Below are 21,058 nucleotides of genomic sequence, written 5' to 3'. Positions count from 1 at the left end.
CCTGCTGCGCGCGGAGAGAGAGATTGCGCACGCGTTAACCTCGATGAGCAAGGATTAACGCAACAGGGATAACGAAGTGTAAACGAAGCGATGGGGTTACCCACCTTTGCGCCAGCGGTGTTCCCGATCGGGACACATAGGGCCGAGACAGGAAAATCCCGCGATATCAATCGTCGCGGGAAATCTTTTCGCGGCGTTCGTGCGCTTCCTGCGCTTCGACGGTCATCGTCGCGATGGGACGCGCGATAAGGCGGCCCAAGCCGATCGGTTCGCCCGTCACTTCGCAATAACCGTATTCCCCTTCGTCGATACGGCGCAGGGCCGAATCGATCTTGGCGATCAGCTTGCGCTGGCGGTCGCGGGTGCGAAGTTCGATGCCCCAGTCGGTTTCGCTGGATGCGCGGTCGTTGAGATCGGGTTCGCGGATCGGGCCGTCCTGCAACGACTGCAGCGTTCCGGCCGACGCATCGAGAATGGAGTGCTTCCATTCAACCAGCAGCTTGCGGAAAAACTCCTGCTGCTGCGCATTCATGTAGGGCTCGCCCGCGTCGGGCGTATAATCGCCCACGTTGCGACGAGCAGTAGCGAGTACGTCAATTTCCGTAGCAGCCGCGAGGCCCATGCGTCACACTCCGCACTTGCCGGCGACTAGGAGCCACCGGCCCTTCCGATCCCTGGGCAGGCCCTATAAGTGCCCGCCGATTCGCAAACAAGCGCAATTTCGTCGAATGATGTAATCACCCACAGATTAAGCGCTGCCGAACACGAATGCATTTAACGATGTTGCGCGAAAGGACTGTTACGGCTCGGAAATTTACCGATTAACGTTTTGTTGACCACGATGACCCACCTTGTTCCTTGCCGCAGGGGATTTTGAGCGGCGCCAAACAGGGGTGATCGATATGGCATACGCCGAACATCTGTACCTTGTAGAAACCGGCCCGGCCGTAGATCCGGCGGTTCTCGCAACGACCGAAGCGCTCGTCTGCCGCTGCCTTTCGCAGCATGATGACGGGGACGACAATGCACTCTTCGAACTGGGCTGCGCCTTCTCGACCGGCAGCCGCGGAGCGCTGTGCGATCTCGTCGAAGCACACAAATACTTCAATCTCGCCGCGTCGCGTGGTCACGAAGAAGCGCAGACCTGCCGCGCCGAAGTTGCCGAGGAAATGACCGCTCGCGAAATTCACGAAGCCCAGCGCCGCGCCCGCGCGTTCCTGGCCGAAGCCGCGAACCGGCGCGTCGCCTGACGAACCGGCCCCTGGCTAGGGGCCTTTCCGGAACGGGGACAGCCCTTGCAGGGCCTCCTGTTCCATGCCGACGCCAAGCGCTTCGCGTTCGAGGAAGTCGGCGACCGCTGCCCGGAAACCGGGATGCGGAATGAAATGGGCAGAGCGTGTGCGTACCGGTTCGTAGCCGCGCGCCAACTTGTGCGAGCCTTGGGCACCTGCCTCCACCCGTGACAGCCCCCGCGCGATCGCCTCGTCGATGGCCCTGTAATAGCACAGCTCGAAGTGCAGGAACGGCTTGTCGACCAGCGCCCCCCAGTACCTGCCATATAGCGCCTCTGGCCCGATAAAGTTCAGCGCGCCCGCCACCGCGACATCGTCGTCATAGGCCAGCATCAGCAGGACATCGTTCGCCATTTCCTGCCCGAACAGGTCAAAGGCCTCGCGCGTCAGGTAAGGCGTGCCCCACTTGCGCGCGCCGGTGTCCTGATAGAACAGCCAGAAGGCGTCCCAGTGCTCAGGTCGGATCATCTCGCCGGTCAGGCTCTCGATCCGGATGCCTTCCTGCGCCTTGGCCCGTTCCTTGCGAATGGCCTTGCGCTTTCGCGAGGCGAGCGTGGCGAGAAACTCGTCGAAATTTTCGTAGCCGCGATTGGTCCAGTGAAACTGGATATCCTCGCGGATCATCCAGCCTGCATCTTCGAAGATGTGGATCTGCTCGTCCGCGATGAAGGTCGCGTGGGCTGAGGACAGCCCTTCGTTCTCACAAAGCATTTCGGCTGCGCGCAGCATCGTGCGCGCGGTGGCGTCATCAGGTGCAAGCACCCGCGGGCCGGTCGCTGGCGTGAACGGGACCGAAATCTGGAGCTTGGGGTAGTAGCTGCCCCCTGCCCGCTGCCACGCATCCGCCCAGCCGTGATCGAAGACGTATTCGCCTTGGCTGTGGCCTTTTAGATAGGCGGGCAAGGCGGCGAGGATTTCCCCGTCCTTCGCGCCCAGCGTCAACGGCGCGGGCGACCAGCCCGTGCCGGTACCAACGCTGCCTGACTCCTCCAGCAGGGCAAGGAAGCGGTGGCTGGTGAAAGGATTGCCCGTGGGGTCGAGCGCGTCCCACTGCGCGGCGTCGAGCCCGCCGACCGACGGGTTGAGCCGGACGGCAAGCCCGCCGTCGTCCCTCTCGTCGACACGGTCGCTCACGCCAGCCCCGCCCCTTCCGCTATCGCGGCATCCGCATGGTGACGTGCACGCGCCATCAAATTGCGGCTGCGCACGGTCCAGGTCAGTAGCGGCATGCCGCGGCGCCGGTACCGTGCAAGCGCGGGGTCGGGCAGGTCGCGAATGTCGCAGGCGATGAAGGTGGGGCGCGCATGAACGACGGCCATGGACCGTTCGACCGCGAAGGCCAGCCGCTGCTTCTCGCCTCGCCCTGTCACCAGCCCACGTGGGCGGGTCGGCATCGTGCGGCTGAACCAGCGCACGATGCGCGGGTCGAAGCTCATGACAGCAGCGGGACCGTTGTAGCGCGCCAGCGACCTCGCCACCGAACGGGCGAGCGGCTTCCACTCGGCATCGCGCTTCGATTTCACCTCGATCAGCACGGGAACGCGCCCGCCGACGAGCGCGAGAAATTCGGAAAGGCGCGGAATGTTGCCGCCCGACTTCAGGGGAACTTGCGCAAGCTCGTCCGCAGTCCGGTCGCGCAACGCGCCGCTTTCGGCCGTCAGCCGGTCGAGGGTCCAGTCATGGAAGACCATCGCCTCGCCGTCGCCGCTCATCTGAACGTCACATTCGATGCCGAGCCCCGCCTTGATCGCACCGCGAAAGGCGGCGGGCGAGTTCTCGCAGGTGTCATCGTCGTGCAGGCCGCGGTGGGCGTAAGTCCAGTCTCCCAGCCACGCCTGACGGGCCATCACGGCCATCCGGTTGGAGTGCCCGCTCAGGCGCCCACCTGCAGGATCGCGTCAACTTCGACCGCTGCGCCCAGCGGCAGGACCGGAACGCCGACCGCGCTGCGCGCATGGCGGCCCGCTTCCCCGAACACGGCCATCATCAGGTCCGATGCCCCGTTCACGACTTTGGGCTGATCGGTAAAATCACCGGTCGAATTTACGAACCCGCCCAGCTTCACGACGCGGGTCACGCGCTCCAGCGAACCGAGCGCTGCCTTCGCCTGGGCAAGGATCATCACGCCGCAGGCCTGAGCCGCCTCGATCCCCTGTTCAAGCGAAACATCCTCGCCCAGCCGCCCGGTGACGAGCGCGCCGGCAACGAAAGGAAGCTGGCCGGAAATGTGGAGCAGACCGCCCGCCTCGACAGCCGCAACATAGCTTGCCACTGGCGCAGCCGGCTCGGGCAGGTTCAGGCCCAGTTCGGCAAGGCGGGCTTCGATATTGGCGCTCACGCGTCGTCTCCTTCGATCTGCTTCAACAGCCACGGGAGCGCTTCGTCCCAGGCATCGATACGGGCATGGGCATCGCCCGCGGTGTAGGCGCACGTGGCATGCGGCGCCACGTCCGGTTCGCCCACGAAATGGAGGCGGGTCACTTGCGGCGCAACCCCGGCGACAGAACCATGATGAACCGCGAGGTCATCGATAAAGAACGAACGCCGATCCGCGCCATGTTCGTCAAGGATCTTTTGCAGCGCAGGCCCCTTGGGCCCCTGGTTGGTATAGACCTGAAGGTCGATACCCAGCTTCTTCAGCTGCTGCGTGCGATCCTGGCGGCGATGGTCCTGCAGATTGGTCAGCACGACGACGTCGGCTTTTTCGGACAACGCGCCGATTGCTTCGTCCGCACCGGGGATCAGGTCCTGCCGGTGCATCTCGGTATCGAAGAAACCGCCCAGCAATTTCCAGATTTCCTCGCGCTCCACCGGCTCGCCGCTTTCGCGATAGCGCAGCGCGTTCTCGAACCCCTGTGCCAGCGTCATTTCGACGCCGTGTTCCTCGCCCAGCCAGTCGCGAAAATGGTTAACCATGAACAGCAAGACTTCATCGCAGTCCGTGATCACGAGGGGGCGTTTCATACTTCGTATCTCCTGCCCGAGAGGGCGTCGCGTGCCTGGACGATGCGTTCGGGCGTCAGGCCAAGCGCGTCGGCGGCTGCCACCATGTCGCCTTCGTTCCCGGCCAGGAATTCCAGAACGGCGGACTGCACTTCGCGGGTTCCTATCCCTTCCCGAAGACTGTCGGGTGACAATCCGGTGAGACCGAGGAAACGATCAGCAAGGCGCTGGTCCTGCAGCAACCACGACAGTGCCATCAAAGCCACAGTCGCATCGTCTGCTGAAGCTGGGGGCTGCATCGGGATTGTCAAACTCCGGGTATATAAATTACACAATCGGACGGTGGTGGGCCTTGGGGAAGACCTGCCGGGGGTAAATCGCAGTGACTGAACGTGTGATCGTTGTCGAGGACAACGACCTAAATCGGAAACTATTTTGCGACCTGCTACGGGCGAACGGCTTCGTGGTGGAACCCTTCGCCGACGGTCACGACTTTATCGCCCGCGCCGCGAACTTTGGTCCTGACCTCGTCATCATGGACATCCAGCTTCCCAACGTTTCGGGCATTTCGTTGATAGAGGCGATGAAGGACGACTTCCGCCTGCGCGACGTGCCGGTGCTGGCCGTTACCGCCTATGCCGGCAAGGGCGACGAGGAAAAGATCCGTGACGCAGGTGCCGAAGGCTACCTGTCGAAGCCGGTATCGATCCACCCCTTCATGTCGGCGGTGAACGCCCTGATCGACCGCCGCGCCGCGGCCTGACCTTCAAGCCAATCGCGAATCGTTTAAGCCTGCACCGCAGGATGTGCCGTCGGCTGCTCATCTGACAGAAGCGGTAAAAGAGCACTCACAAGCGGTCCGTCAGGCGCTTCACCTCGCCGACCATGCACAGGCACAGGCCACCTCTCCGCTTGACACCGGAGCCTCACCCCGCTTTGCCCGACGGTTGAAAATTCATTCCTTCATCAGAAAGCCAATTCCATCATGGACCGCGAAGACACCAAGGCCCGGATCGACACGCTGATCGAACCCTTCAACAAGAAGGGCGTCGCCATCACCGACGACACGACGTTTGCCGGCGATCTCGAATGGGACAGCCTGACCGTCATGGACTTCGTCGCCGCGATCGAGGACGAATTCGACATCATCATCTCGATGAACCAGCAGGCCGAGATCGAAACCTACGGCCAGCTGATCGACGCCGTCACCAAGCTGCGCGGCGAGTAACCGGCACATGAGCGAGAGCATTTCCACCCCCGACAAGCCCGAGCCCCTGCCCGAGGTGGAGGACGCGAAAGACCTGTTCAGCAAGTTCGACCCGCTGATCAAGCAGCGGCAGGACCTGCTCGACAGCGGTCTCGAAGACCCGTTCGGCCTGGTGATGGAGCGCGTTCTGTCGCCCGTTACCGCGGTATGCAACGGGCGCGAGACGATCCTGCTCGGGACCTATAACTACATGGGCATGACCTTTGACCCCGAAGTGATCGAAGCCGGCAAGAGCGCGCTTGAAAACTACGGGTCGGGCACGACGGGCAGCCGCGTGCTGAACGGCACTTATGTCGGGCACAAGGATGTCGAGGACGCGCTTTGCGAGTTCTATGGCATGGACCACGCCATGGTCTTCTCGACCGGGTATCAGGCCAATCTCGGCATCATTTCGACCATTGCAGGCAAGGGCGACTACATCGTCCTCGACATCGACAGCCATGCCTCCATCTGGGACGGCTGCGCGATGGGCAATGCCGAAGTCGTGCCCTTCAAGCACAACGACCTCGAGGCCATGGAAAAGCGCCTGAAGCGCATTCCAGAAGGCGCGGGCAAGCTGGTCGTCCTCGAAGGCGTCTATTCGATGCTGGGCGATATTGCCCCGCTCAAGGAAATGATCGCCATCGCCAAAAGCCATGGCGCGATGGTGCTGGTCGACGAAGCGCACTCGATGGGCTTTATCGGCCCCAATGGCCGCGGCGTCGCCGAAGATCAGGGCGTGCTGGACGATGTCGATTTCGTGATCGGCACGTTCTCCAAGTCGGTCGGCACGGTCGGCGGTTTCTGCGTCTCGAACCACCCGAAGTTCGAGATCATGCGCCTCGTCTGCCGTCCTTATGTCTTCACCGCGTCGCTTCCGCCGAGCGTGGTGGCCACCGCCGCGACCTCGATCCGCAAGCTGATGGATGCGGGCGACAAGCGCGAGCATCTCTGGGAAAATTCCAAACGCCTCCACAAGGGGCTGCGCGATCTGGGTTTCGAGCTCGGCACCGAGGAACCGCAGAGCGCGATCATCGCGGTCATCATGCCCGACCTCGAACGCGGTGCGGGCATGTGGGAAGCGCTGCTGAAGGAAGGGCTCTACGTGAACCTTGCCCGTCCGCCGGCAACGCCTGCGGGCATGACGCTGCTGCGCTGCTCGCTCTGCGCCGAACACAGCGAGGAACAGGTCGGCCAGATCCTCACCATGTTCGAAGCAGCCGGCAAGGCCGTCGGAATTATCTGACCGTTGCGATACACGCGAACGCGTGAGACAGTCCCCACGGAACAAGGGGGACTGTCCATGCGCGCGCTTACCGTTTTCACTTCGCTCCTGCTGGCAGGGGCGGCCTGCCCTGCCTTCGCGCAGGACGCAGAACCGGCGGGTCTGCCCGACGGGTCGCATTCCGAAACTGCGGTCAGCGCCTCCGAAGAGGCGACGACATCAGACCAAGCGGCGATGGATCACGCAGCCGAAGAGACCACGCAGCTGATCGCCGATGTCGGCAATGGCGGCTTCCCGATCAGCACCGATAACGCCCGGGCACAGGCCTTCTTCGACAACGGCATCGAACTGATGATGGCGTTTTCGCACGACGAGGCAACCGCCGCGATGGCAGAGGCCGTGCGCCTCGCCCCCGAATGCGCGATGTGCCGCTGGGGTCATTCGCTTTCGATGGGCCCGTCGCTCAATTACGGGCGCAACGCCGACGAGCGGAAGGATGCCTATGCCGAAGTGCTCGAAGCGCGGCGCCTTGCGAAAGGTACGACAACCGAAATCGAAAGCGCGCTGATCGAGGCGCTGGCCCTGCGCTACCGACCCAAGGGTGATGTAGACGCCCGCGACAAGGCCTATGCCAGCAAGATGGCCGAGCTTGCCGCCCGCTGGCCCGAGCATGACACGCTACAAGTTCTCGCTGCCGACGCGCTGATGGTCGCCTCGACCGACGAGAGCGGAATGGCAGAGCCGATCAGGCTGATCGAGCCGGTACTGGCCCGCAATCCCGACCATACCGGCGCGATCCACTTCTACATCCACGCGACCGAAATCGCGGGCGATCCGGCCAAGGCCGTTGCCGCTGCGGACCGGCTTGATGCGATGCGGCTTCAGGCCAGCCACCTCGTCCACATGCCCTCGCACACGTGGTACTGGGTGGGCCGCTATGCCGATGCCGCCGCTGCCAACAAGCGGGCGGTCATGATCGGCGAGCATCAGGCGATGCTGCTCCCTCCCGATGCCGAGGGCGGGGTCTGGAAAATCCCGTATCACGCGCACAACGTGATTTTCGGTCTCGGCGGTGCGCTTATGTCCGGCGACAGCCGCACCGCGCTGATGCTGGGCCGTCCGCTGGTCGAGTATTCGCAGGACCAGGAAAAAGGCAGCCCGATCCGCCAGCTCCTCTCGGCCGCAGGCTATTTCGCACTCGGCCGGTTCGAGGATCCCAAGGTCGTTCTGGCGCTGCCCGAACCGAAGCTGCCCTATTTGGCCGCCGCCCGGCACTATGCACGCGGTGAGGCTCTGGCGTTTCTTGGCGATGCCGACGGCGTGAAAGTGGAGATCGCCGCCATTCCCGCCAGCATCGAACCGCAGGGCGAAGGCAGCTACAAGAACGCCCCCGAACAGATGCTGTCGATCACCCGCGCCGTGCTGACGGGCCGTGTGGCGATGATGGAAGGCCGCCCGCGAGATGCCGCCGCAGCTTTTGCCGAGGCCGCGATGATCGAGGAAACCGACGACTTCAGCTTGTTCTCGGACCCACCCGCCTTCTGGTACCCGGTCCGCCGCGACTATGCGCTGGCGCTGCAAGCCGCAGGCGATAGCGAAGGCGCACTACGCGAAGCGCGCAAGACGCTTGAGGTTCGCCCGCTCGACCCCGTCGCGAGCAGGCTGGTCGAGGAAATCGCCGCAGGCGGCTGATCCCGTCAGTTAATCGTGATGACCCCGTCGACGGCCTGCCATTCGGCGGGCCCCATCAGGTGCTTGTGCGCGACCGCGACGGAGTGCAGCACCGCCTCTATATCGGTGCGCCAGTAATCGAGAAACTTGCCGAGGCGGGGAAATTTCGGGGCGACGTCGTATTGCTGGAATACGAACTGCTGCAGCAGACTTCGATGGTCTGGCATCCAGAAATGCACCTGCACCGTGGTCAGGCCGTAGCCCTGAACCTGAAGCTCGAAATCCCGGTCCGCCATCGCTCCTCCTGCGTGTCGCGAAATGTGCGATCACTGGAAATCACGGTGACATGATCCGGTAAAGATCCGGTTGCGTCAACGAAATATTGTGCAGTGCAGCAATTCAGGCAGGGCGCACCGACGTCGCCAGATCGCAGGCCGTCTTCGCCTCCTCGCTGCCGCCGCCCAGGAAGGACAAGGCAACGAAACCGGCGACGACCAGCACCACGAATGCGGCGGTGACCCAGCCAAGATACTTGTCGATGAAGCTCTTGATGGGCGCGCCGAAGACACGAAACAGGATGCCGCAACTCATGAAGATCAGCCCGCGTCCGGCGATGCTGGCCAGGATGAACGGCAGCAGCGCCATCTGGATGAAGCCCGCGGTGATCGTCAGCAGCTTGAACGGCACCGGTGTCGATCCGGCGAGCAAGATAACCTCGACGTCATATTCGCGCAGATAGCAGGCGGCCTTGGGAAACGCCTCCTGTAGGCCGAGTGTCGCGATCAGCCACTGGCCGAGCGTGTCGTAGAGGAAGTATCCGATCGCATAGCCAAACAATCCGCCGAGCACCGACGCGATCGTCGTGATCAGTGCATAGCGAACCGCCTTCTTCGGATTCGCCAAGCACATCAGGCCTAGCAGCGGGTGCGGCGGGATCGGGAAGAAGCTCGATTCGACGAAAGCGAACCCTGCCAGCCACCGCTCCGCATGGCGGTGCTGCGCCTTTTCCATCGTCCATTCGTAAAGCTTGCGAAGCACGCGACCCTCTTGCCTTCCCGTGGACCGCGCAGGGGCAATCCGAAACCTTGAGAGCTGTTTAGCCGATCTTTCCGCCAACGACAGCGGCTAATCCGAAATCCAATAAATAACCTATTTGGCACTTTTATATTGACATTGTCACGCTCTTTGGTTAGACAAATTGAACATCGCGGTAGAGCGAGTCGCCCGGGCAGTGGCGGCATGGCTCTCGCGGTCAGCCAACAGGGAGGTCAACATGGCTCAGGGTTCCACCCCGGCGGGTCGACGCACGCCTGCAGACTGGAAGCAGGTCTTTCTCGACACGCTTTCATGCACCTCGAACATCAAGGCCGCCGCACGCGCCGCGAAAGTCGACACCGGCACGGTCTATCGCCAGCGCCGGGCCGATCCGGTCTTCGCCAAGGCCTGGTTCCAGGCCCTGTGTGACGGATACGAAATCCTTGAGCTGGAACTCCTGCGCCGCCTTCGCATGGGCGAATACGAAAGCGCGAGGACCAAGGGAAAGCGCAAGTACGACAATGCCAACTCGCTTCGCTTGCTGATCGCCCACAAGGAAACGGTCAGCAAGATGCGCGCGAACGAACAGCAGATGGACGAGGAAGAGATTATCGCCTCGATCAATGCCAAGCTCGACCTGATGCGCGAACGGATGCGCGAGGCGAGCGAGGCCGAGGAGGCGATCGCCCTGCCCGCCCCTGCTGCTGACGACGAACAGTGATGCAGGAAACGAGGCTCGCCTGGCTCATGTCGCTGGGCGAGCAGGAGCGCACCTTGATGCTCGGCACATTGAGTGATGGCGAGCGCGAGGAGTTGAAACATCACTGGGAACTCTGGGCCAGGCCCCAACAGCTTCCGCCAAAGGACGACTGGCGCATCTGGCTGATTTGCGCAGGCCGCGGTTTCGGCAAAACGCGTGCCGGCGCAGAATGGGTTCGCGCCGTCGCCCGGCGTGATCCAAACGCACGGATCGCGCTGGTCGGCGCGTCACTCAGCGAAGCGAGGTCTGTGATGGTCGAGGGCGAGAGTGGTATCATGGCCTGTTGCCCTCCCCGCTTCCGCCCGACTTTCGAACCTTCGCTGCGCAAGCTGACGTTCCCCAACGGTGCGGTAGCCACGCTGTTTTCCGCAGCCGAGCCCGAGAGCCTGCGCGGCCCGCAGACCTCGCACGCCTGGTGCGACGAGATCGCCAAGTGGGAGACCGCGGGAAACCGGGCCGAGAAGGCATGGGACAACCTCATGCTAGGGCTGCGATTGGGCGAAAATCCGCGCGTCCTTGCCACCACGACGCCGCGTGCCGTGCCGCTGATGCAGCGCATCGTCGATGGCCGTGCTGGCGGTCAGACGGCGATGGTCACGGGGCGCAGCCGGGAGAATGCCGCGAACCTTCCGTCCCGCTTCCTGCGGGACATCGAGGCGACGCTCGGCGGCTCAGCGCTTGGCAGGCAGGAGCTTGACGGCGAACTGCTGACCGATGTCGAGGGCGCGCTTTGGACCAGAACCTTGCTGGAGCAATGCCGGGGCAAATCCGCCCCGCTCTCCCGCGTGGTCGTCGGCGTCGATCCGCCTGCCAGCAGCAACGGCGATGCTTGCGGGATCGTCGTCGTCGGTGTCGGTGAGGACGGCCTCGCCCGCGTCGTCGCCGACTGTTCGGTTACGAAGCCCAGCCCCGAACGCTGGGCCCGTGCCGTGGCCAATGCTGCCGCCAACTGGAACGCCGACCGAGTTGTTGCCGAGGCAAATCAGGGCGGTGCGATGGTTGAGAGCGTGTTGCGCGCTGCCGAAGTGAACCTGCCGATCCGGCTGGTCCACGCCAGCCGCGGCAAGGTCGCCCGCGCCGAACCTGTCGCCGCGCTCTACGAAGCGGGGCGTGTCTTTCATGTCGGGACTTTCCCCGAACTGGAGGACGAGATGTGCGCGCTCGACATGGGCGGCGAATACCATGGCCCGGGCCGGTCGCCGGACCGGGCCGACGCGCTCGTCTGGGCGCTGACCGAACTGATGCTGGGTGCCCGCGGGCGCCCCCGGGTCTGGGCGCAGTAACCCGACCCTTTCACGAATTTTCGCGTGTAACAGGAGACACCGCAATGTCGTTTCTCGAAACGCTGGGTGCTGCCTTCAAAGGCAGCGCCCCGGCGGAGCGACCGCCGCTGGCGCGCCCCTTCGCTTCCCCCTGGCTCTTCGCCGACGGCGGCAATGGTGCGCTTCCCTACGAATACCGCAGTGCGGTCGGGCGCGCCTATCTCGACAATCCGGTGGCCCAGCGGGCAATCCGCATGGTTTCCGAAGGCGTCGCGAGCGCCCCGCTGAAACAGGCCGATCCCGAACTGATCCGGCTCGTCACTGCCACCAGTGCGGGCCAGTCCCTGCTCGAAACCGTCGCGGCGCAGGTCCTGTTGCACGGCAACGGCTATGTGCAGGTCATCAAGGACGCATCGGGCAAGCCGGTTGAACTTTTCGCACTGCGCCCTGAACGCATGAGCGTCGAATCCGGCGCCGACGGCTGGCCCGCCGCCTATCGCTACCGCGTCGGCGACAGCGTCATGACGATTCCGGTCGAGGACGATGCGCAGTATCCCAACGTCGTCCACGTCCGCTGCTTCCATCCGGGCGACGACCACTATGGCGCAGGCTGCCTGACGGCCGCGAACGAAGCGGTCGCTATCCACAATGCCGCTGCCCGCTGGAACCGCGTGCTGCTGGAAAATGCAGCTCGTCCCTCGGGCGCGCTCGTTTACGAGACCGGCGACGGCGCGACACTGACGCCCGACCAGTTCGAACGGTTGAAGGCCGAGCTTGCCACCGCCTTCCAGGGTTCGGGCAATGCCGGTCGTCCGATGCTGCTCGAAGGCGGGCTCAAGTGGCAGTCGATGTCGATGTCGCCCGCCGACATGGACTTTGCCACACTGAAAAGCGCTGCTGCCCGCGACATCGCGCTGGCCTTCGGCGTTCCGCCGATGCTGCTGGGCCTGCCGGGCGACAATACCTACTCGAACTACCGTGAGGCGAACCGCGCGCTCTGGCGTCTGACGCTGCTGCCACTGGCGGCGAAGATCCTCGACGCGCTGGCCGAGACACTTTCGCCGTGGTTCCCCGATGCCGATCTCGCCATCGATCTCGACCGCGTGCCTGCCCTTGCCGAGGACCGCGAGAAGCTGTGGTCGCAAGTCGCCGATGCCGACTTCCTGAGTGACGACGAAAAGCGCGCCATGCTTGGCCTGCCGCCGCGCCCGCAAAAGCCTGAGCCTGACGAAGCTCCGGAGCCGAAACGATGAACCGGCAGGACCTCCTCGCCCGCCTCATCGCGCAGGCCGAGGACGCGGGCGGCGACTTCGTGACCCTGCGCGCCGTCGTCGAGGAAGCGAGCGAGCTGGGCGCGACCCGCGTGCTCGCCCGCATGGGGCTCGATGACGCGAACGCGCACGAGGACCTCGCCGAACTGCGCGAACTGCTGGCCGCATGGCGCGATGCCAAGCGCAGCGCATGGCGTGCTGCCGTCGACTGGGTCGTGCGCGGCGTTCTTGCCCTCCTCCTCTTTGCCATCGCGGTCCGGCTGGGCCTTGGAGATCTCGTCCGATGAAACACGAAACCCCTGAAACGATCGAAACCAAGTTCACGACCGGCTTCGATGCCGTCCGCTTTGCAGGCTACGCCGCGCTGTTCGACAAGATCGACGCGGGCCGCGATCTCATCCGCCCCGGTGCTTTCGAGGCCAGCCTTGCCGAGCGCAAGAAGTCCGGCGAGGCCATCCCGCTCCTTTGGCAGCACCGTCCCGACCAGCAGATTGGCTGGATCGAACGCATCGGCGAGGACGAACGCGGCCTGCGTGTCGTGGCCCGTATCGACAATCCCGACAGCGCGGCGGCGCGTATGCTGAAGGACGGCAAGCTGTCCGGCCTGTCATTCGGATATCGTGCAAAGGCATCGAAGCAGGTGACCCACGCCGATGGCCGACAGGGCCGCGAACTGGCGCAAGTCGACATCTTCGAAGTGAGCCTGGTTCACCGTCCGATGCAGCACGGTGCGCGCGTCCACTTCGTCAACTGATCCAACGAATTTCCGCGTGCCGGTCTGGCGCGCGGATCGAAGGCTGCCCCTGGCAGCAACCCGAACGGTCGCCCGCAAGAGGCGGCCTTTTTCATGTGCGAAAGGTGAATTGCCCCATGAATATGGAAACCAAGATGGAAGGCCTCGACGCCTCCTTCGATATTGTTGCGCGCCAGGACGCCGCTGACGAGGCCATCAAGGGCCTGCGCCGCGACGTCGAGGAGGTCAAGGGCCGGCTCGAAAAGGTGAGCCGCGCCGCGGCCCGCCCGATGATCGACGGCGGCCAGCCCGGCACCGCGATGCAGAGCGCCGAGGTGAAAGGCTTCGTCAACAACTACCTGCGCCAGGGCCGCGAGACCGAGCTGAAGTCGATCTCGGGCGCGGTGCAGAGCGACGGCGGCTATGCCGTGCCGCGTGAACTGGACGCGATGATCGCCCGCTCGCTGAAAGAAATCAGCCCGATCCGTCAGATCGCGCAGGTCGTCCAGGTCGGCAGCGCCGGTTATCGCAAGCTGGTTACCGGTGCGGGCACGTCCTCGGGCTGGGTCAGCGACGCGGCTGCACGTCCCGAAACCGCGACGCCGACCTTCCACGAGATCGCCCCGCCGACCGGTGAGCTTTACGCCAATCCGGCTTCCAGCCAGGCGATGCTCGACGATGCGGGCTTCGACCTCGAGGCATGGCTTGCCGACGAGATCGCAACCGAGTTCGCCCGCGCCGAAGGTGCCGCCTTCGTCAACGGCACCGGTGTCGACCAGCCGCTCGGCTTCCTGATGTCGAACCAGTCGGCTGCTGACGACGCGGCCCGCACGTTCGGTTCGCTGCAGTATGTCGGTTCGGGCAACGCCAGCGGCTTCGACACCGCGCCCGAGGCCAAACTGATCGACCTCGTCCACACTCTGAAGGCTTCGCACCGACAGGGCGCGAGCTGGGTCATGAACTCGGCAACGATGGCCGCCGTGCGCAAGCTCAAGACCTCGGACGGCGCGTTCCTGTGGCAGCCGGGCCTGATCGAGGGCCAGCCCGATCGCCTGCTCGGCTATCCGATCATCGAGGCAGAGGACATGCCCGATGTCGCAGCCGGCACCACGCCGATCGCCTTCGGCAACTTCCGCGCCGGCTACCTGATCGCGGAACGCACCGCGACCTCGATCCTGCGCGACCCGTTCTCGAACAAGCCCTTCGTCCACTTCTACGCGACGAAGCGCATCGGCGGGCAGGTGCTCGACAGCGACGCGATCAAGCTCCTCAAGATCGAGGCCTGATCCCCTCCAGGCCCCGATGCGGGTAACGCGGTTTCCCCTTCCCGCCTGACCCGCACCCTCGAGGCACCTGCACCGGTTCATCCCGCCGGTGCAGGTGCTTCCCTTTTGAACCGCATTCGACAGGAAAGGCTGGACCGCTATGAAGCGCGCCATTCTTGCCCCCGTCCCCCTTCCCGCCTCGGCACTGGCCGAGTTGAAGGAGTGGCTTGGCATCAATTCCACGCGCGAAGACGCGCTGCTCGGCAATCTCCTGAACGCCTCGCTCGACATATGCGAAGCCTATACCGGCGAGCGACCGATCGAGACGACTTGCGAGGAAACCTGGCCGGTCCGGCCACTGGTCTCGATTACCGGCTGGCAGTTTCTTGCGACAAGGCCGGTAACCGCCATCACCGGTATCGAGAGCATCGCAATCGACGGCACGCGGACCGCGCTGGCGGCCGAGACTTACGAAGTCGACATCGACGCCGACGGCACCGGACGGTTCCGCATTACCGGCAGTGTTCCCGAAAAGCGTCTCGCAGTCCGGTTCACCGCAGGGCTCGCCGCCGACTGGTCGAGCCTTCCCGAAGCGCTTCGGCAGGGCGCGATCCGCCTTGCCGCACATCATCACCGCACACGCGACACCGGCAACGCCAACGTCGCGCCGCCCCGCGCGGTCGCGGCGCTTTGGCAGCCCTGGCGCCGGGTCCGCATCGGATGATCGAGGCCGGTCTTCGCGGCAGCGGTTTCACCTCGCTGCTCACATCGCCGAGGCGGCGGGCATCGCGGCGAACCGATGATGCCGCTCGCTCCGATCGCTGGCGCAGGGCAGACCTGCTCTGGCCCGACTTCGCACCTCGCTGGAAGGATTGATCCAACATGGAAATCGCACTGCGCGCAGCGCTGATCGAGCACCTGAAAGCCCAGCCAACTCTTGTCCAAGAGCTGTCTGCGATAACCGAGGAGGCGCCGCTTCGCGCCAGCCTGCCATGGCTCGCCATCGTCGCCAGCGCCAGCGCGGACTGGAGCCACAAGACCGGCGCGGGCCGCGAAGTCCGCATCGCGGTCGAACTGCAGGCGCGCGGCGACGATCCGGCCACTGCCGCCTCGCTGGTGAAAGCGATCGAGGATGCCATTGGCGCCCTTCCCGCGGACCAGCCGGACTTCAGGATCGCCAGCCAGCACTTCCTGCGCGCCCGTACAGAACAGCGCGGCGGGACGATCCGAGCCGTGCTTCTCGAATACCGCTTCCGCATCCTCGCGAAGTGATCCCCATCTTGCCCAACCGGAGACCAGCCCCATGAGTGCCCAGAAAGGCAGCGCCTTCCTTCTCAAGATCAGCGACGGAGCATCGCCCGCGACTTACGAAACGGTCGCCGGACTTCGCACCACCAACATGTCCATCACCGGCGATGCGGTGAACGTGACGACCAACGAATCCGGCGGCTGGCGCGAGCTGCTGTCGGGGGCCGGCGTCCGTCAGGTCTCGGTCAGCGCGGCAGGGATCTTTCTCGGCTCGTCGGCGGAAAACGCCATTCGCGGCCATGCGCTTGCCGGTACGATTGCCGACTACGAACTGAGCTTCGAAGACGGCGAGCGCATGCAGGGCCGCTTCCTCGTCCAGCGGCTCGACTATGCCGGCGATTTCAACGGCGAGCGCAACTACACGCTCACCCTAGAAAGCTCCGGTCCGGTCCTTCCGGTGGCAGCATGAGCGCCGACGAGCCAGTCAATCCGGCCCGCGGCGAGGCTGCGATCGAGGTCCTTGGCCGCAAGCGCCGCCTTCGCCCGACATTCGCAGCGCTCGTCGCTGCGGAAGAGGATCTCGGCCCGCTTTTCGCGCTGGTCGAACGGGCGAGCGAGGGCCGCCTCAAGCTTGGCGAGATGACCTCGCTGTTCTGGCACTGCCTTGCCGACCGCGCCGATCTCACCCGCGACGACGTGGGCGAGGCGATCGCGGCGCAGGGCCTTGCAGGAAGCGCGCCGGCGCTGCGCGCCGTGCTGAAGCAGGTGCTGCAGGGGGCCTGATGAGCGCCCCCGCAGCCCGCTTCGCCGACGCGGCAGTGCGGCTTTGCGGCAAGTGCGCGCTGATGGTGGGGTGGCGGCCGGACGAGTTCTGGCTCGCCACCCCGGCGGAAGTCGCCGCCATCTTCACCGCCACACACGAACCGCAGGCAAACGGCAGCGTCACGAGAGACGACATCAAGCGCATGATGGAGCAGGATCATGGATAGCGAGATCGAAACCCTGATGATCGACGTCAGGGCCAGCACCGACGGCTTTGCCGCCGACATCGGGCGAATGCGCGAACAGTTCGACACCACGCTCGTCGACGGCTTCGCCAAGGCGGGTAACGTGCTTGAAACCAGCCTGCTTGGCGCGGTGCGGCGCGGCAGCCTCGGGTTTGACGACCTCAAGCGAACGGCCCTGCGCGCCCTCGATGAAATCGCAGCCTCTGCCCTGCGTAGCGGCATCGCCTCGCTTGGGGGCGCATTTTCGGGGGGACTTGGCGGGATCGTCGGAGGCCTGCTCGGCCTGCCCGGCCGCGCCACGGGCGGTAACGTTTCGCCGGGTTCCGCATACGTCGTCGGAGAGAGGGGCCCCGAGCTTTTCGTGCCGACGAGCGCTGGCCGCATCGACAACGGCTCGAGCCTGGGTGGCGGGCGCGATGTGCGTGTCTCGATCAACCTCGCAGCGCAGCCCGGCAGTTCGTCTGCGCAGAGCCTTGCCCGCTCCAGCCGCCAGGTCGCGAGCGCCGTTCGCCGCGCTCTCGCTTCCTACTGATCGCAAACGGGGACCGGACAATCATGGCCTACTGGTTGGCAAAGAAACGCAACGGTCAGCACAGCGACTGGATCGCCCGTTTCGATCCGCGCTTCTGGACGGTGAACTTCCCGCGCCCGATGATGGCGGCGGTCACGACCACCGCGCCCGACGCCTTGCGGGTGGACTGCGTCTTCTATCGCAAGAACGATCTTGCCGGGCTCATCTGGGACAGCGTCGACACGCTCGACCACCCGCTGACGAGTTACGACACCAATCGTGACTACACGGGGCTGACCGTGTCGTTCCGCTGGCGTTCGGGCGGGATCGTGCAGCTCGACCAGCTGAACGGTCCCACCCTGACGATCGAGGGACGCGATGCCGATGGCGCGGCGCGGACCTGGTATGTGCGGCTATGGAACTATGCCGAAGGCTCGCCCACTGATGCGGCGATCACCATCGACTTCGACAGCCTCGACGGCGGCTTCCTGCTGCCCGCAGAGGCAGACCCGGTCCATTGTGCCGACATCGACCGCATGTTCGTCTCGCTCGTCCCGCCGGGCTTCGATCCTGCGGGCGGCGATCTCGCTGCGCCAGTCGAAGGGTGGGCCGAGATCAGCGACCTGCGCACTGACGGCAACGGTGCCCTGCTCGAAATCGGCGACGTCATGACGCCCGAGCACGGCATCGGCATGTGCACGGCCTTCGACGACTGCGGCACCCAGACACCCGAACGGTTGCTGCGGAACATCCGCGCGCTGGGGTATCGGGGCGAGATCGTCCACTATCTCGGCATGAGCCATTATTTCCAGCTCAAGCCCGAAGGCGATGGCTATGTCATCGATACCGGGGCTGCTGCCCTCAATAGGCCTGCCGAGGCCTGGCACGCAGACTTCTTCGCGCGCTGCGCCGCGATGGGGTTCGAGCCGGTCGCCTCGCTCTCTTACGAACTTCTGGCGATGCACTGTCCGCAAGCCTGGACGCAACGTGATCTCGACGGCAATCCCGCGCTCACCGGCTGGTCGCCACCGTCGAACATCCTCTCGCCTGCCAACGATGATGCGATGGCATTCCTGCAGCAGGTGGCAAGAGCGGCGGTGTCGCTGATGACGGAGAATGGAGCGGAAGCGAAGTTCCAGATCGGCGAGCCCTGGTGGTGGACTTATGCCGATGGACGCATCTGCCTCTACGATGACGAGGCTCGCGATGCTTTCGGCGGCGCTCCCGTGGCGATCCCTTCCCTGCGCGATCCGCTCGATGCGGCGCAGACGCAGCTTCTCGACCAGGCGGGTGCGATCCTCGCCGCATCGACGGCAGCGCTTGCCGATGCGGTACGAGAGGAGGAGGGCGCTGAAGTCAGGCTGCTCACCTTCCTGCCAACCGTTCTCGATCCGCTGACGCCCGAATCCGACAGAGCCAACTTGCCCGAGGGCTGGGCCTATCCGGCTTTCGATCGGCTCCAAATCGAGGACTACGACTGGCTGACCGCCGGACGCTCGGGTGACCGGTTGAAGGCCTACGCCATCGCTGACGAGCGGTTGGGCTATCCAGTCGAACTGCAGGACTACCTCTCAGGCTTCGTCCTTCTTGACGAAGATGCCTCGAATTTCTGGCCCCTTATCGATGCAGGTCTGAACGAAGCCGGTGAGCGCAGCGTGAATCGCCAGTTCGTCTGGGCCAGCCCACAAGTCATGCGTGACGGATATGTCCGCCTTCCCACACCGAGAAACGAGGACGCCATGCAGGAATTCGATGACATCCCTTACCCTCTCGCCCTTGGCAGGGGGGCCGCAGTCAGTCCGGAATTCTCGACAACGATCGTGATCACGGCTTCGGGCCACGAACATCGTAACTCCGTCTGGTCGGACGCGCGCCTTCGTTACGACGTCGGGCCCGGCATCCGGTCCGAGGCCGAACTGGGCACGCTGCTGTCATTCTTTCGCGCACGCCGGGGCGCTGCTCGCGGCTTTCGTCTGCGCGACCCCAATGATTACAGTTCAAATGGCATGACAGGCGCGCCGTCCGCGTTCGATCAATTGCTTGGACTTGGCGACGGGGTGCAGACCATTTTCCCGCTCATCAAAAGCTATGGCAGTGACGATGCGCAGGAGCGCCGTATTACGCGACCGGTCTCGGAAACGATTCAGATCAGTGTCGACGGGGTCGAAACTTCCGCGTGGTCGATCGGGCAGCGCGGAGTGATACGATTGCACGACGCTGCGCCGCCGGGCGCGCAAGTCCGGGCGGGATACCTATTCGACGTTCCGGTTCGTTTTGCCGAAGATCGGCTCGAGGTTTCGAACGCTGCATTCGCCGCCGGCGAAGCACCGAGCGTCCCGCTTATCGAAGTGCGGGAAGCCGCATGAGCAGGGTCTGGTTTGAAGGAAGCCTCGAAACCGTCGCAATCTGGTGGCGCATTTATCGCAAAGACGGCGTCACGATCGGCTTCACCAGTCACGACCGCGACCTTGTTTTCGATGACATTCGGCACCTCACCGCGCCGGGGATGGTTCCGTCTGCAATCCGCTTCAGCGCCGATTTCGAGCCTGATAGCGCAGAGATGTCCGGAGCGCTCGATCACGCCGCAGTGACGAATGATGACTTGTCCTTGGGGCGGTTCGACGACGCCCACGTTGCGATGGGATTGGTCGACTGGCAAACGCTCGAACGCGAAACGCTCTATACCGGGCGGATCGGAACGGTCGATGAGGAAGCTGGAAGCTTCACTGCCGAACTCCTGTCAGAAAAGAGCCGCCTCACCGCTGACACGATCCCGCGGACAAGCCCGACCTGTCGCGCTAGGTTCTGCGGTCCGGGATGCAACTTGCCTTCTCCGAAATTCACTCTCGAAACTTCTATCTCTGAGGTTGCAAACGGGGGAGCCCAACTTCTCGTGCACGAGAAGATTTCGCCTGCGAATTATCTGGATGGATTGGTCCGCATCGTGAGCGGTCCGGCCAGCGGCCTCACCTACGAAATCACGTCGATCGCAAACGATGCCCTTGTGCTGTCGCCGCGCCTCCCGGCGATAGTTAGCCCCGGTGACCGCCTGGAACTGCGCCAGGGTTGTGACCATCGTTGGGCAACGTGTAGCGACCGTTTTGCAAATGCGATCAATTTCCGTGGCGAACCATTCTTGCCAGGCAACGATCTGCTCGCACGCTATCCATCAGCGCGATGACACACCCGGCCGCGGCTGCTGCGCTGCAGCTTGTCGGTTGTCCCTTCAGGTTGCGCGGGCGTGACCCTTCCACCGGTCTCGATTGCGTAGGCCTGGTCGGAGAAGTCATCGAACGGGTCGGAGGCACCGCCTGCCTTCCTCTCGGATATGGACTTCGCAACACCGACATTTCCGCACTGATGAAATCCGCCGCCGCATCGGGCCTGCGCAGCGGTGCGGGACCGACAGAACCAGGCGACATCGCGCTATTCGATCTGGGTTTCGGCCAGTTTCACCTGGCCGTGGCTGTGGGAAGCGCGCGGTTTATTCACGCTCATGCTGGCCTGCGCAAGGTCGTCTGCGGGCCAGTCGATCCGCGATGGCAGCGAATAGCGAACTGGCGCATACCAATCGAAGTCAAGGATTGAA

The 21,058-nt window shown here is 64.2% G+C and carries 28 protein-coding genes; 20 read left to right on the top strand and 8 right to left on the bottom strand.

What is annotated here, in order from left to right; translation table 11 throughout:
- Positions 1 to 166: 166 nt before the first annotated feature.
- Entirely contained in the window at positions 167 to 622 is a 456-nt protein-coding gene (dksA, locus tag KIH45_RS00665) for an RNA polymerase-binding protein DksA (protein ID WP_213174092.1), read from the bottom strand.
- Between the two features lie 280 nt (positions 623 to 902).
- On the opposite strand from dksA, the gene KIH45_RS00660 reads away from it, so the two are divergent.
- Positions 903 to 1,250, top strand: a complete 348-nt coding sequence (locus KIH45_RS00660; RefSeq protein ID WP_225899622.1) for a hypothetical protein — start codon at positions 903 to 905, stop codon at positions 1,248 to 1,250.
- 15 nt (positions 1,251 to 1,265) lie between these two features.
- On the opposite strand, the gene KIH45_RS00655 is transcribed toward KIH45_RS00660, so the two are convergent.
- Genes KIH45_RS00655 through KIH45_RS00635 form a run of 5 tightly spaced genes read right to left on the bottom strand, consistent with a single transcriptional unit; the run spans position 1,266 to position 4,492 of the window.
- The gene (locus KIH45_RS00655; RefSeq protein ID WP_213174091.1) at positions 1,266 to 2,426 is read right to left on the bottom strand and encodes a GNAT family N-acetyltransferase; all 1,161 of its coding nucleotides are present in this window, start codon (positions 2,424 to 2,426) and stop codon (positions 1,266 to 1,268) included.
- The gene (locus KIH45_RS00650; protein WP_225899569.1) at positions 2,423 to 3,139 is read right to left on the bottom strand and encodes a glycerophosphodiester phosphodiesterase family protein; all 717 of its coding nucleotides are present in this window, start codon (positions 3,137 to 3,139) and stop codon (positions 2,423 to 2,425) included. The genes KIH45_RS00655 and KIH45_RS00650 overlap by 4 nt, the downstream gene beginning before the upstream one ends.
- A gap of 26 nt (positions 3,140 to 3,165) precedes the next feature.
- A complete protein-coding gene (locus tag KIH45_RS00645; protein WP_213174089.1) occupies positions 3,166 to 3,630 on the bottom strand; it encodes a RidA family protein in 465 nt (154 codons plus the stop codon).
- Positions 3,627 to 4,256 (bottom strand): HAD family hydrolase, encoded by a 630-nt coding sequence (locus KIH45_RS00640; protein WP_213174088.1) that lies wholly within the window; start codon positions 4,254 to 4,256, stop codon positions 3,627 to 3,629. Before KIH45_RS00640 ends, KIH45_RS00645 begins: the two co-directional genes overlap by 4 nt.
- Positions 4,253 to 4,492 (bottom strand): DUF3572 domain-containing protein, encoded by a 240-nt coding sequence (locus tag KIH45_RS00635; protein ID WP_225899568.1) that lies wholly within the window; start codon positions 4,490 to 4,492, stop codon positions 4,253 to 4,255. Before KIH45_RS00635 ends, KIH45_RS00640 begins: the two co-directional genes overlap by 4 nt.
- 125 nt (positions 4,493 to 4,617) lie before the next feature.
- On the opposite strand from KIH45_RS00635, the gene KIH45_RS00630 reads away from it, so the two are divergent.
- From KIH45_RS00630 to KIH45_RS00615, 4 genes are all read left to right on the top strand, one after another.
- Complete coding sequence (locus tag KIH45_RS00630) at positions 4,618 to 4,998, top strand: response regulator (protein WP_213174086.1); 381 nt, start codon at positions 4,618 to 4,620, stop codon at positions 4,996 to 4,998.
- A gap of 222 nt (positions 4,999 to 5,220) precedes the next feature.
- Complete coding sequence (locus tag KIH45_RS00625) at positions 5,221 to 5,463, top strand: acyl carrier protein (protein ID WP_066765427.1); 243 nt, start codon at positions 5,221 to 5,223, stop codon at positions 5,461 to 5,463.
- Between the two features lie 7 nt (positions 5,464 to 5,470).
- Positions 5,471 to 6,727: a serine palmitoyltransferase gene (spt, locus tag KIH45_RS00620; RefSeq protein WP_213174085.1), complete on the top strand. Its 1,257-nt coding sequence runs from the start codon at positions 5,471 to 5,473 to the stop codon at positions 6,725 to 6,727.
- A 57-nt stretch (positions 6,728 to 6,784) separates the two neighbouring features.
- Positions 6,785 to 8,398, top strand: coding sequence for a hypothetical protein (locus KIH45_RS00615; RefSeq protein WP_213174084.1), 1,614 nt, complete (start codon positions 6,785 to 6,787; stop codon positions 8,396 to 8,398).
- Positions 8,399 to 8,403: 5 nt separating this feature from the next.
- Here KIH45_RS00615 and KIH45_RS00610 read toward each other — a convergent pair whose 3' ends face one another.
- Both KIH45_RS00610 and KIH45_RS00605 read right to left on the bottom strand, forming a co-directional pair.
- Positions 8,404 to 8,673 carry an usg protein gene (locus KIH45_RS00610; protein WP_213174083.1) on the bottom strand — a complete coding sequence of 90 codons (270 nt, stop codon included), beginning with the start codon at positions 8,671 to 8,673 and terminating at the stop codon, positions 8,404 to 8,406.
- Positions 8,674 to 8,776: 103 nt separating this feature from the next.
- Entirely contained in the window at positions 8,777 to 9,415 is a 639-nt protein-coding gene (locus tag KIH45_RS00605) for a YqaA family protein (protein ID WP_213174082.1), read from the bottom strand.
- A gap of 235 nt (positions 9,416 to 9,650) precedes the next feature.
- Between KIH45_RS00605 and KIH45_RS00600 the strand changes: the two genes are divergently transcribed.
- From KIH45_RS00600 to KIH45_RS00530, 15 genes are all read left to right on the top strand, one after another.
- Positions 9,651 to 10,133, top strand: a complete 483-nt coding sequence (locus KIH45_RS00600; RefSeq protein ID WP_213174081.1) for a hypothetical protein — start codon at positions 9,651 to 9,653, stop codon at positions 10,131 to 10,133.
- Entirely contained in the window at positions 10,133 to 11,455 is a 1,323-nt protein-coding gene (locus tag KIH45_RS00595) for a DNA-packaging protein (RefSeq protein ID WP_213174080.1), read from the top strand. Before KIH45_RS00600 ends, KIH45_RS00595 begins: the two co-directional genes overlap by 1 nt.
- Before the next feature lie 44 nt (positions 11,456 to 11,499).
- Entirely contained in the window at positions 11,500 to 12,687 is a 1,188-nt protein-coding gene (locus KIH45_RS00590; protein WP_213174079.1) for a phage portal protein, read from the top strand.
- Positions 12,684 to 12,992 (top strand): DUF6127 family protein, encoded by a 309-nt coding sequence (locus tag KIH45_RS00585; RefSeq protein ID WP_213174078.1) that lies wholly within the window; start codon positions 12,684 to 12,686, stop codon positions 12,990 to 12,992. The genes KIH45_RS00590 and KIH45_RS00585 overlap by 4 nt, the downstream gene beginning before the upstream one ends.
- A complete protein-coding gene (locus tag KIH45_RS00580) occupies positions 12,989 to 13,459 on the top strand; it encodes an HK97 family phage prohead protease (RefSeq protein WP_213174077.1) in 471 nt (156 codons plus the stop codon). Before KIH45_RS00585 ends, KIH45_RS00580 begins: the two co-directional genes overlap by 4 nt.
- Positions 13,460 to 13,575: 116 nt before the next feature.
- Entirely contained in the window at positions 13,576 to 14,724 is a 1,149-nt protein-coding gene (locus tag KIH45_RS00575) for a phage major capsid protein (protein WP_420481916.1), read from the top strand.
- 139 nt (positions 14,725 to 14,863) lie between these two features.
- Positions 14,864 to 15,427, top strand: coding sequence for a head-tail connector protein (locus KIH45_RS00570; RefSeq protein WP_213174076.1), 564 nt, complete (start codon positions 14,864 to 14,866; stop codon positions 15,425 to 15,427).
- 158 nt (positions 15,428 to 15,585) lie between these two features.
- Complete coding sequence (locus KIH45_RS00565) at positions 15,586 to 15,975, top strand: DUF3168 domain-containing protein (RefSeq protein WP_213174075.1); 390 nt, start codon at positions 15,586 to 15,588, stop codon at positions 15,973 to 15,975.
- A gap of 31 nt (positions 15,976 to 16,006) precedes the next feature.
- Positions 16,007 to 16,420 carry a phage major tail protein, TP901-1 family gene (locus KIH45_RS00560; RefSeq protein ID WP_144095808.1) on the top strand — a complete coding sequence of 138 codons (414 nt, stop codon included), beginning with the start codon at positions 16,007 to 16,009 and terminating at the stop codon, positions 16,418 to 16,420.
- The gene (locus KIH45_RS00555; protein ID WP_213174074.1) at positions 16,417 to 16,734 is read left to right on the top strand and encodes a gene transfer agent family protein; all 318 of its coding nucleotides are present in this window, start codon (positions 16,417 to 16,419) and stop codon (positions 16,732 to 16,734) included. The genes KIH45_RS00560 and KIH45_RS00555 overlap by 4 nt, the downstream gene beginning before the upstream one ends.
- Entirely contained in the window at positions 16,734 to 16,940 is a 207-nt protein-coding gene (locus KIH45_RS00550; RefSeq protein WP_213174073.1) for a phage tail assembly chaperone, read from the top strand. Before KIH45_RS00555 ends, KIH45_RS00550 begins: the two co-directional genes overlap by 1 nt.
- Complete coding sequence (locus tag KIH45_RS00545) at positions 16,933 to 17,490, top strand: tail tape measure protein (RefSeq protein ID WP_213174072.1); 558 nt, start codon at positions 16,933 to 16,935, stop codon at positions 17,488 to 17,490. Before KIH45_RS00550 ends, KIH45_RS00545 begins: the two co-directional genes overlap by 8 nt.
- 23 nt (positions 17,491 to 17,513) lie before the next feature.
- Positions 17,514 to 19,835, top strand: coding sequence for a DUF2460 domain-containing protein (locus KIH45_RS00540; protein ID WP_213174071.1), 2,322 nt, complete (start codon positions 17,514 to 17,516; stop codon positions 19,833 to 19,835).
- On the top strand, positions 19,832 to 20,650 hold the full coding sequence (locus KIH45_RS00535) for a DUF2163 domain-containing protein (RefSeq protein WP_213174070.1): 819 nt from the start codon (positions 19,832 to 19,834) through the stop codon (positions 20,648 to 20,650). Before KIH45_RS00540 ends, KIH45_RS00535 begins: the two co-directional genes overlap by 4 nt.
- Positions 20,647 to 21,057 (top strand): NlpC/P60 family protein, encoded by a 411-nt coding sequence (locus KIH45_RS00530; protein WP_213174705.1) that lies wholly within the window; start codon positions 20,647 to 20,649, stop codon positions 21,055 to 21,057. Before KIH45_RS00535 ends, KIH45_RS00530 begins: the two co-directional genes overlap by 4 nt.
- Position 21,058 lies beyond the last annotated feature (1 nt).

This window comes from Croceicoccus gelatinilyticus (genome assembly GCF_018398395.1).
GTDB lineage: Bacteria > Pseudomonadota > Alphaproteobacteria > Sphingomonadales > Sphingomonadaceae > Croceicoccus > Croceicoccus gelatinilyticus.
Note: the sequence above shows the minus strand (reverse complement) of the source record. Positions and strands in the feature narration are given on the sequence as shown.

Excerpts from the sequence above, each read along its gene's own strand:
- dksA (WP_213174092.1), bottom strand. The coding sequence starts at position 622 with ATGGGCCTCGCGGCTGCTACGGAAATTGACGTACTCGCTACTGCTCGT.
- KIH45_RS00660 (WP_225899622.1), top strand. The coding sequence starts at position 903 with ATGGCATACGCCGAACATCTGTACCTTGTAGAAACCGGCCCGGCCGTA.
- KIH45_RS00650 (WP_225899569.1), bottom strand. The coding sequence starts at position 3,139 with ATGGCCCGTCAGGCGTGGCTGGGAGACTGGACTTACGCCCACCGCGGC.
- KIH45_RS00640 (WP_213174088.1), bottom strand. The coding sequence starts at position 4,256 with ATGAAACGCCCCCTCGTGATCACGGACTGCGATGAAGTCTTGCTGTTC.
- KIH45_RS00635 (WP_225899568.1), bottom strand. The coding sequence starts at position 4,492 with ATGGCACTGTCGTGGTTGCTGCAGGACCAGCGCCTTGCTGATCGTTTC.
- KIH45_RS00625 (WP_066765427.1), top strand. The coding sequence starts at position 5,221 with ATGGACCGCGAAGACACCAAGGCCCGGATCGACACGCTGATCGAACCC.
- spt (WP_213174085.1), top strand. The coding sequence starts at position 5,471 with ATGAGCGAGAGCATTTCCACCCCCGACAAGCCCGAGCCCCTGCCCGAG.
- KIH45_RS00615 (WP_213174084.1), top strand. The coding sequence starts at position 6,785 with ATGCGCGCGCTTACCGTTTTCACTTCGCTCCTGCTGGCAGGGGCGGCC.
- KIH45_RS00610 (WP_213174083.1), bottom strand. The coding sequence starts at position 8,673 with ATGGCGGACCGGGATTTCGAGCTTCAGGTTCAGGGCTACGGCCTGACC.
- KIH45_RS00600 (WP_213174081.1), top strand. The coding sequence starts at position 9,651 with ATGGCTCAGGGTTCCACCCCGGCGGGTCGACGCACGCCTGCAGACTGG.
- KIH45_RS00595 (WP_213174080.1), top strand. The coding sequence starts at position 10,133 with ATGCAGGAAACGAGGCTCGCCTGGCTCATGTCGCTGGGCGAGCAGGAG.
- KIH45_RS00590 (WP_213174079.1), top strand. The coding sequence starts at position 11,500 with ATGTCGTTTCTCGAAACGCTGGGTGCTGCCTTCAAAGGCAGCGCCCCG.
- KIH45_RS00585 (WP_213174078.1), top strand. The coding sequence starts at position 12,684 with ATGAACCGGCAGGACCTCCTCGCCCGCCTCATCGCGCAGGCCGAGGAC.
- KIH45_RS00580 (WP_213174077.1), top strand. The coding sequence starts at position 12,989 with ATGAAACACGAAACCCCTGAAACGATCGAAACCAAGTTCACGACCGGC.
- KIH45_RS00575 (WP_420481916.1), top strand. The coding sequence starts at position 13,576 with ATGAATATGGAAACCAAGATGGAAGGCCTCGACGCCTCCTTCGATATT.
- KIH45_RS00570 (WP_213174076.1), top strand. The coding sequence starts at position 14,864 with ATGAAGCGCGCCATTCTTGCCCCCGTCCCCCTTCCCGCCTCGGCACTG.
- KIH45_RS00565 (WP_213174075.1), top strand. The coding sequence starts at position 15,586 with ATGGAAATCGCACTGCGCGCAGCGCTGATCGAGCACCTGAAAGCCCAG.
- KIH45_RS00560 (WP_144095808.1), top strand. The coding sequence starts at position 16,007 with ATGAGTGCCCAGAAAGGCAGCGCCTTCCTTCTCAAGATCAGCGACGGA.
- KIH45_RS00555 (WP_213174074.1), top strand. The coding sequence starts at position 16,417 with ATGAGCGCCGACGAGCCAGTCAATCCGGCCCGCGGCGAGGCTGCGATC.
- KIH45_RS00550 (WP_213174073.1), top strand. The coding sequence starts at position 16,734 with ATGAGCGCCCCCGCAGCCCGCTTCGCCGACGCGGCAGTGCGGCTTTGC.
- KIH45_RS00545 (WP_213174072.1), top strand. The coding sequence starts at position 16,933 with ATGGATAGCGAGATCGAAACCCTGATGATCGACGTCAGGGCCAGCACC.
- KIH45_RS00540 (WP_213174071.1), top strand. The coding sequence starts at position 17,514 with ATGGCCTACTGGTTGGCAAAGAAACGCAACGGTCAGCACAGCGACTGG.
- KIH45_RS00535 (WP_213174070.1), top strand. The coding sequence starts at position 19,832 with ATGAGCAGGGTCTGGTTTGAAGGAAGCCTCGAAACCGTCGCAATCTGG.
- KIH45_RS00530 (WP_213174705.1), top strand. The coding sequence starts at position 20,647 with ATGACACACCCGGCCGCGGCTGCTGCGCTGCAGCTTGTCGGTTGTCCC.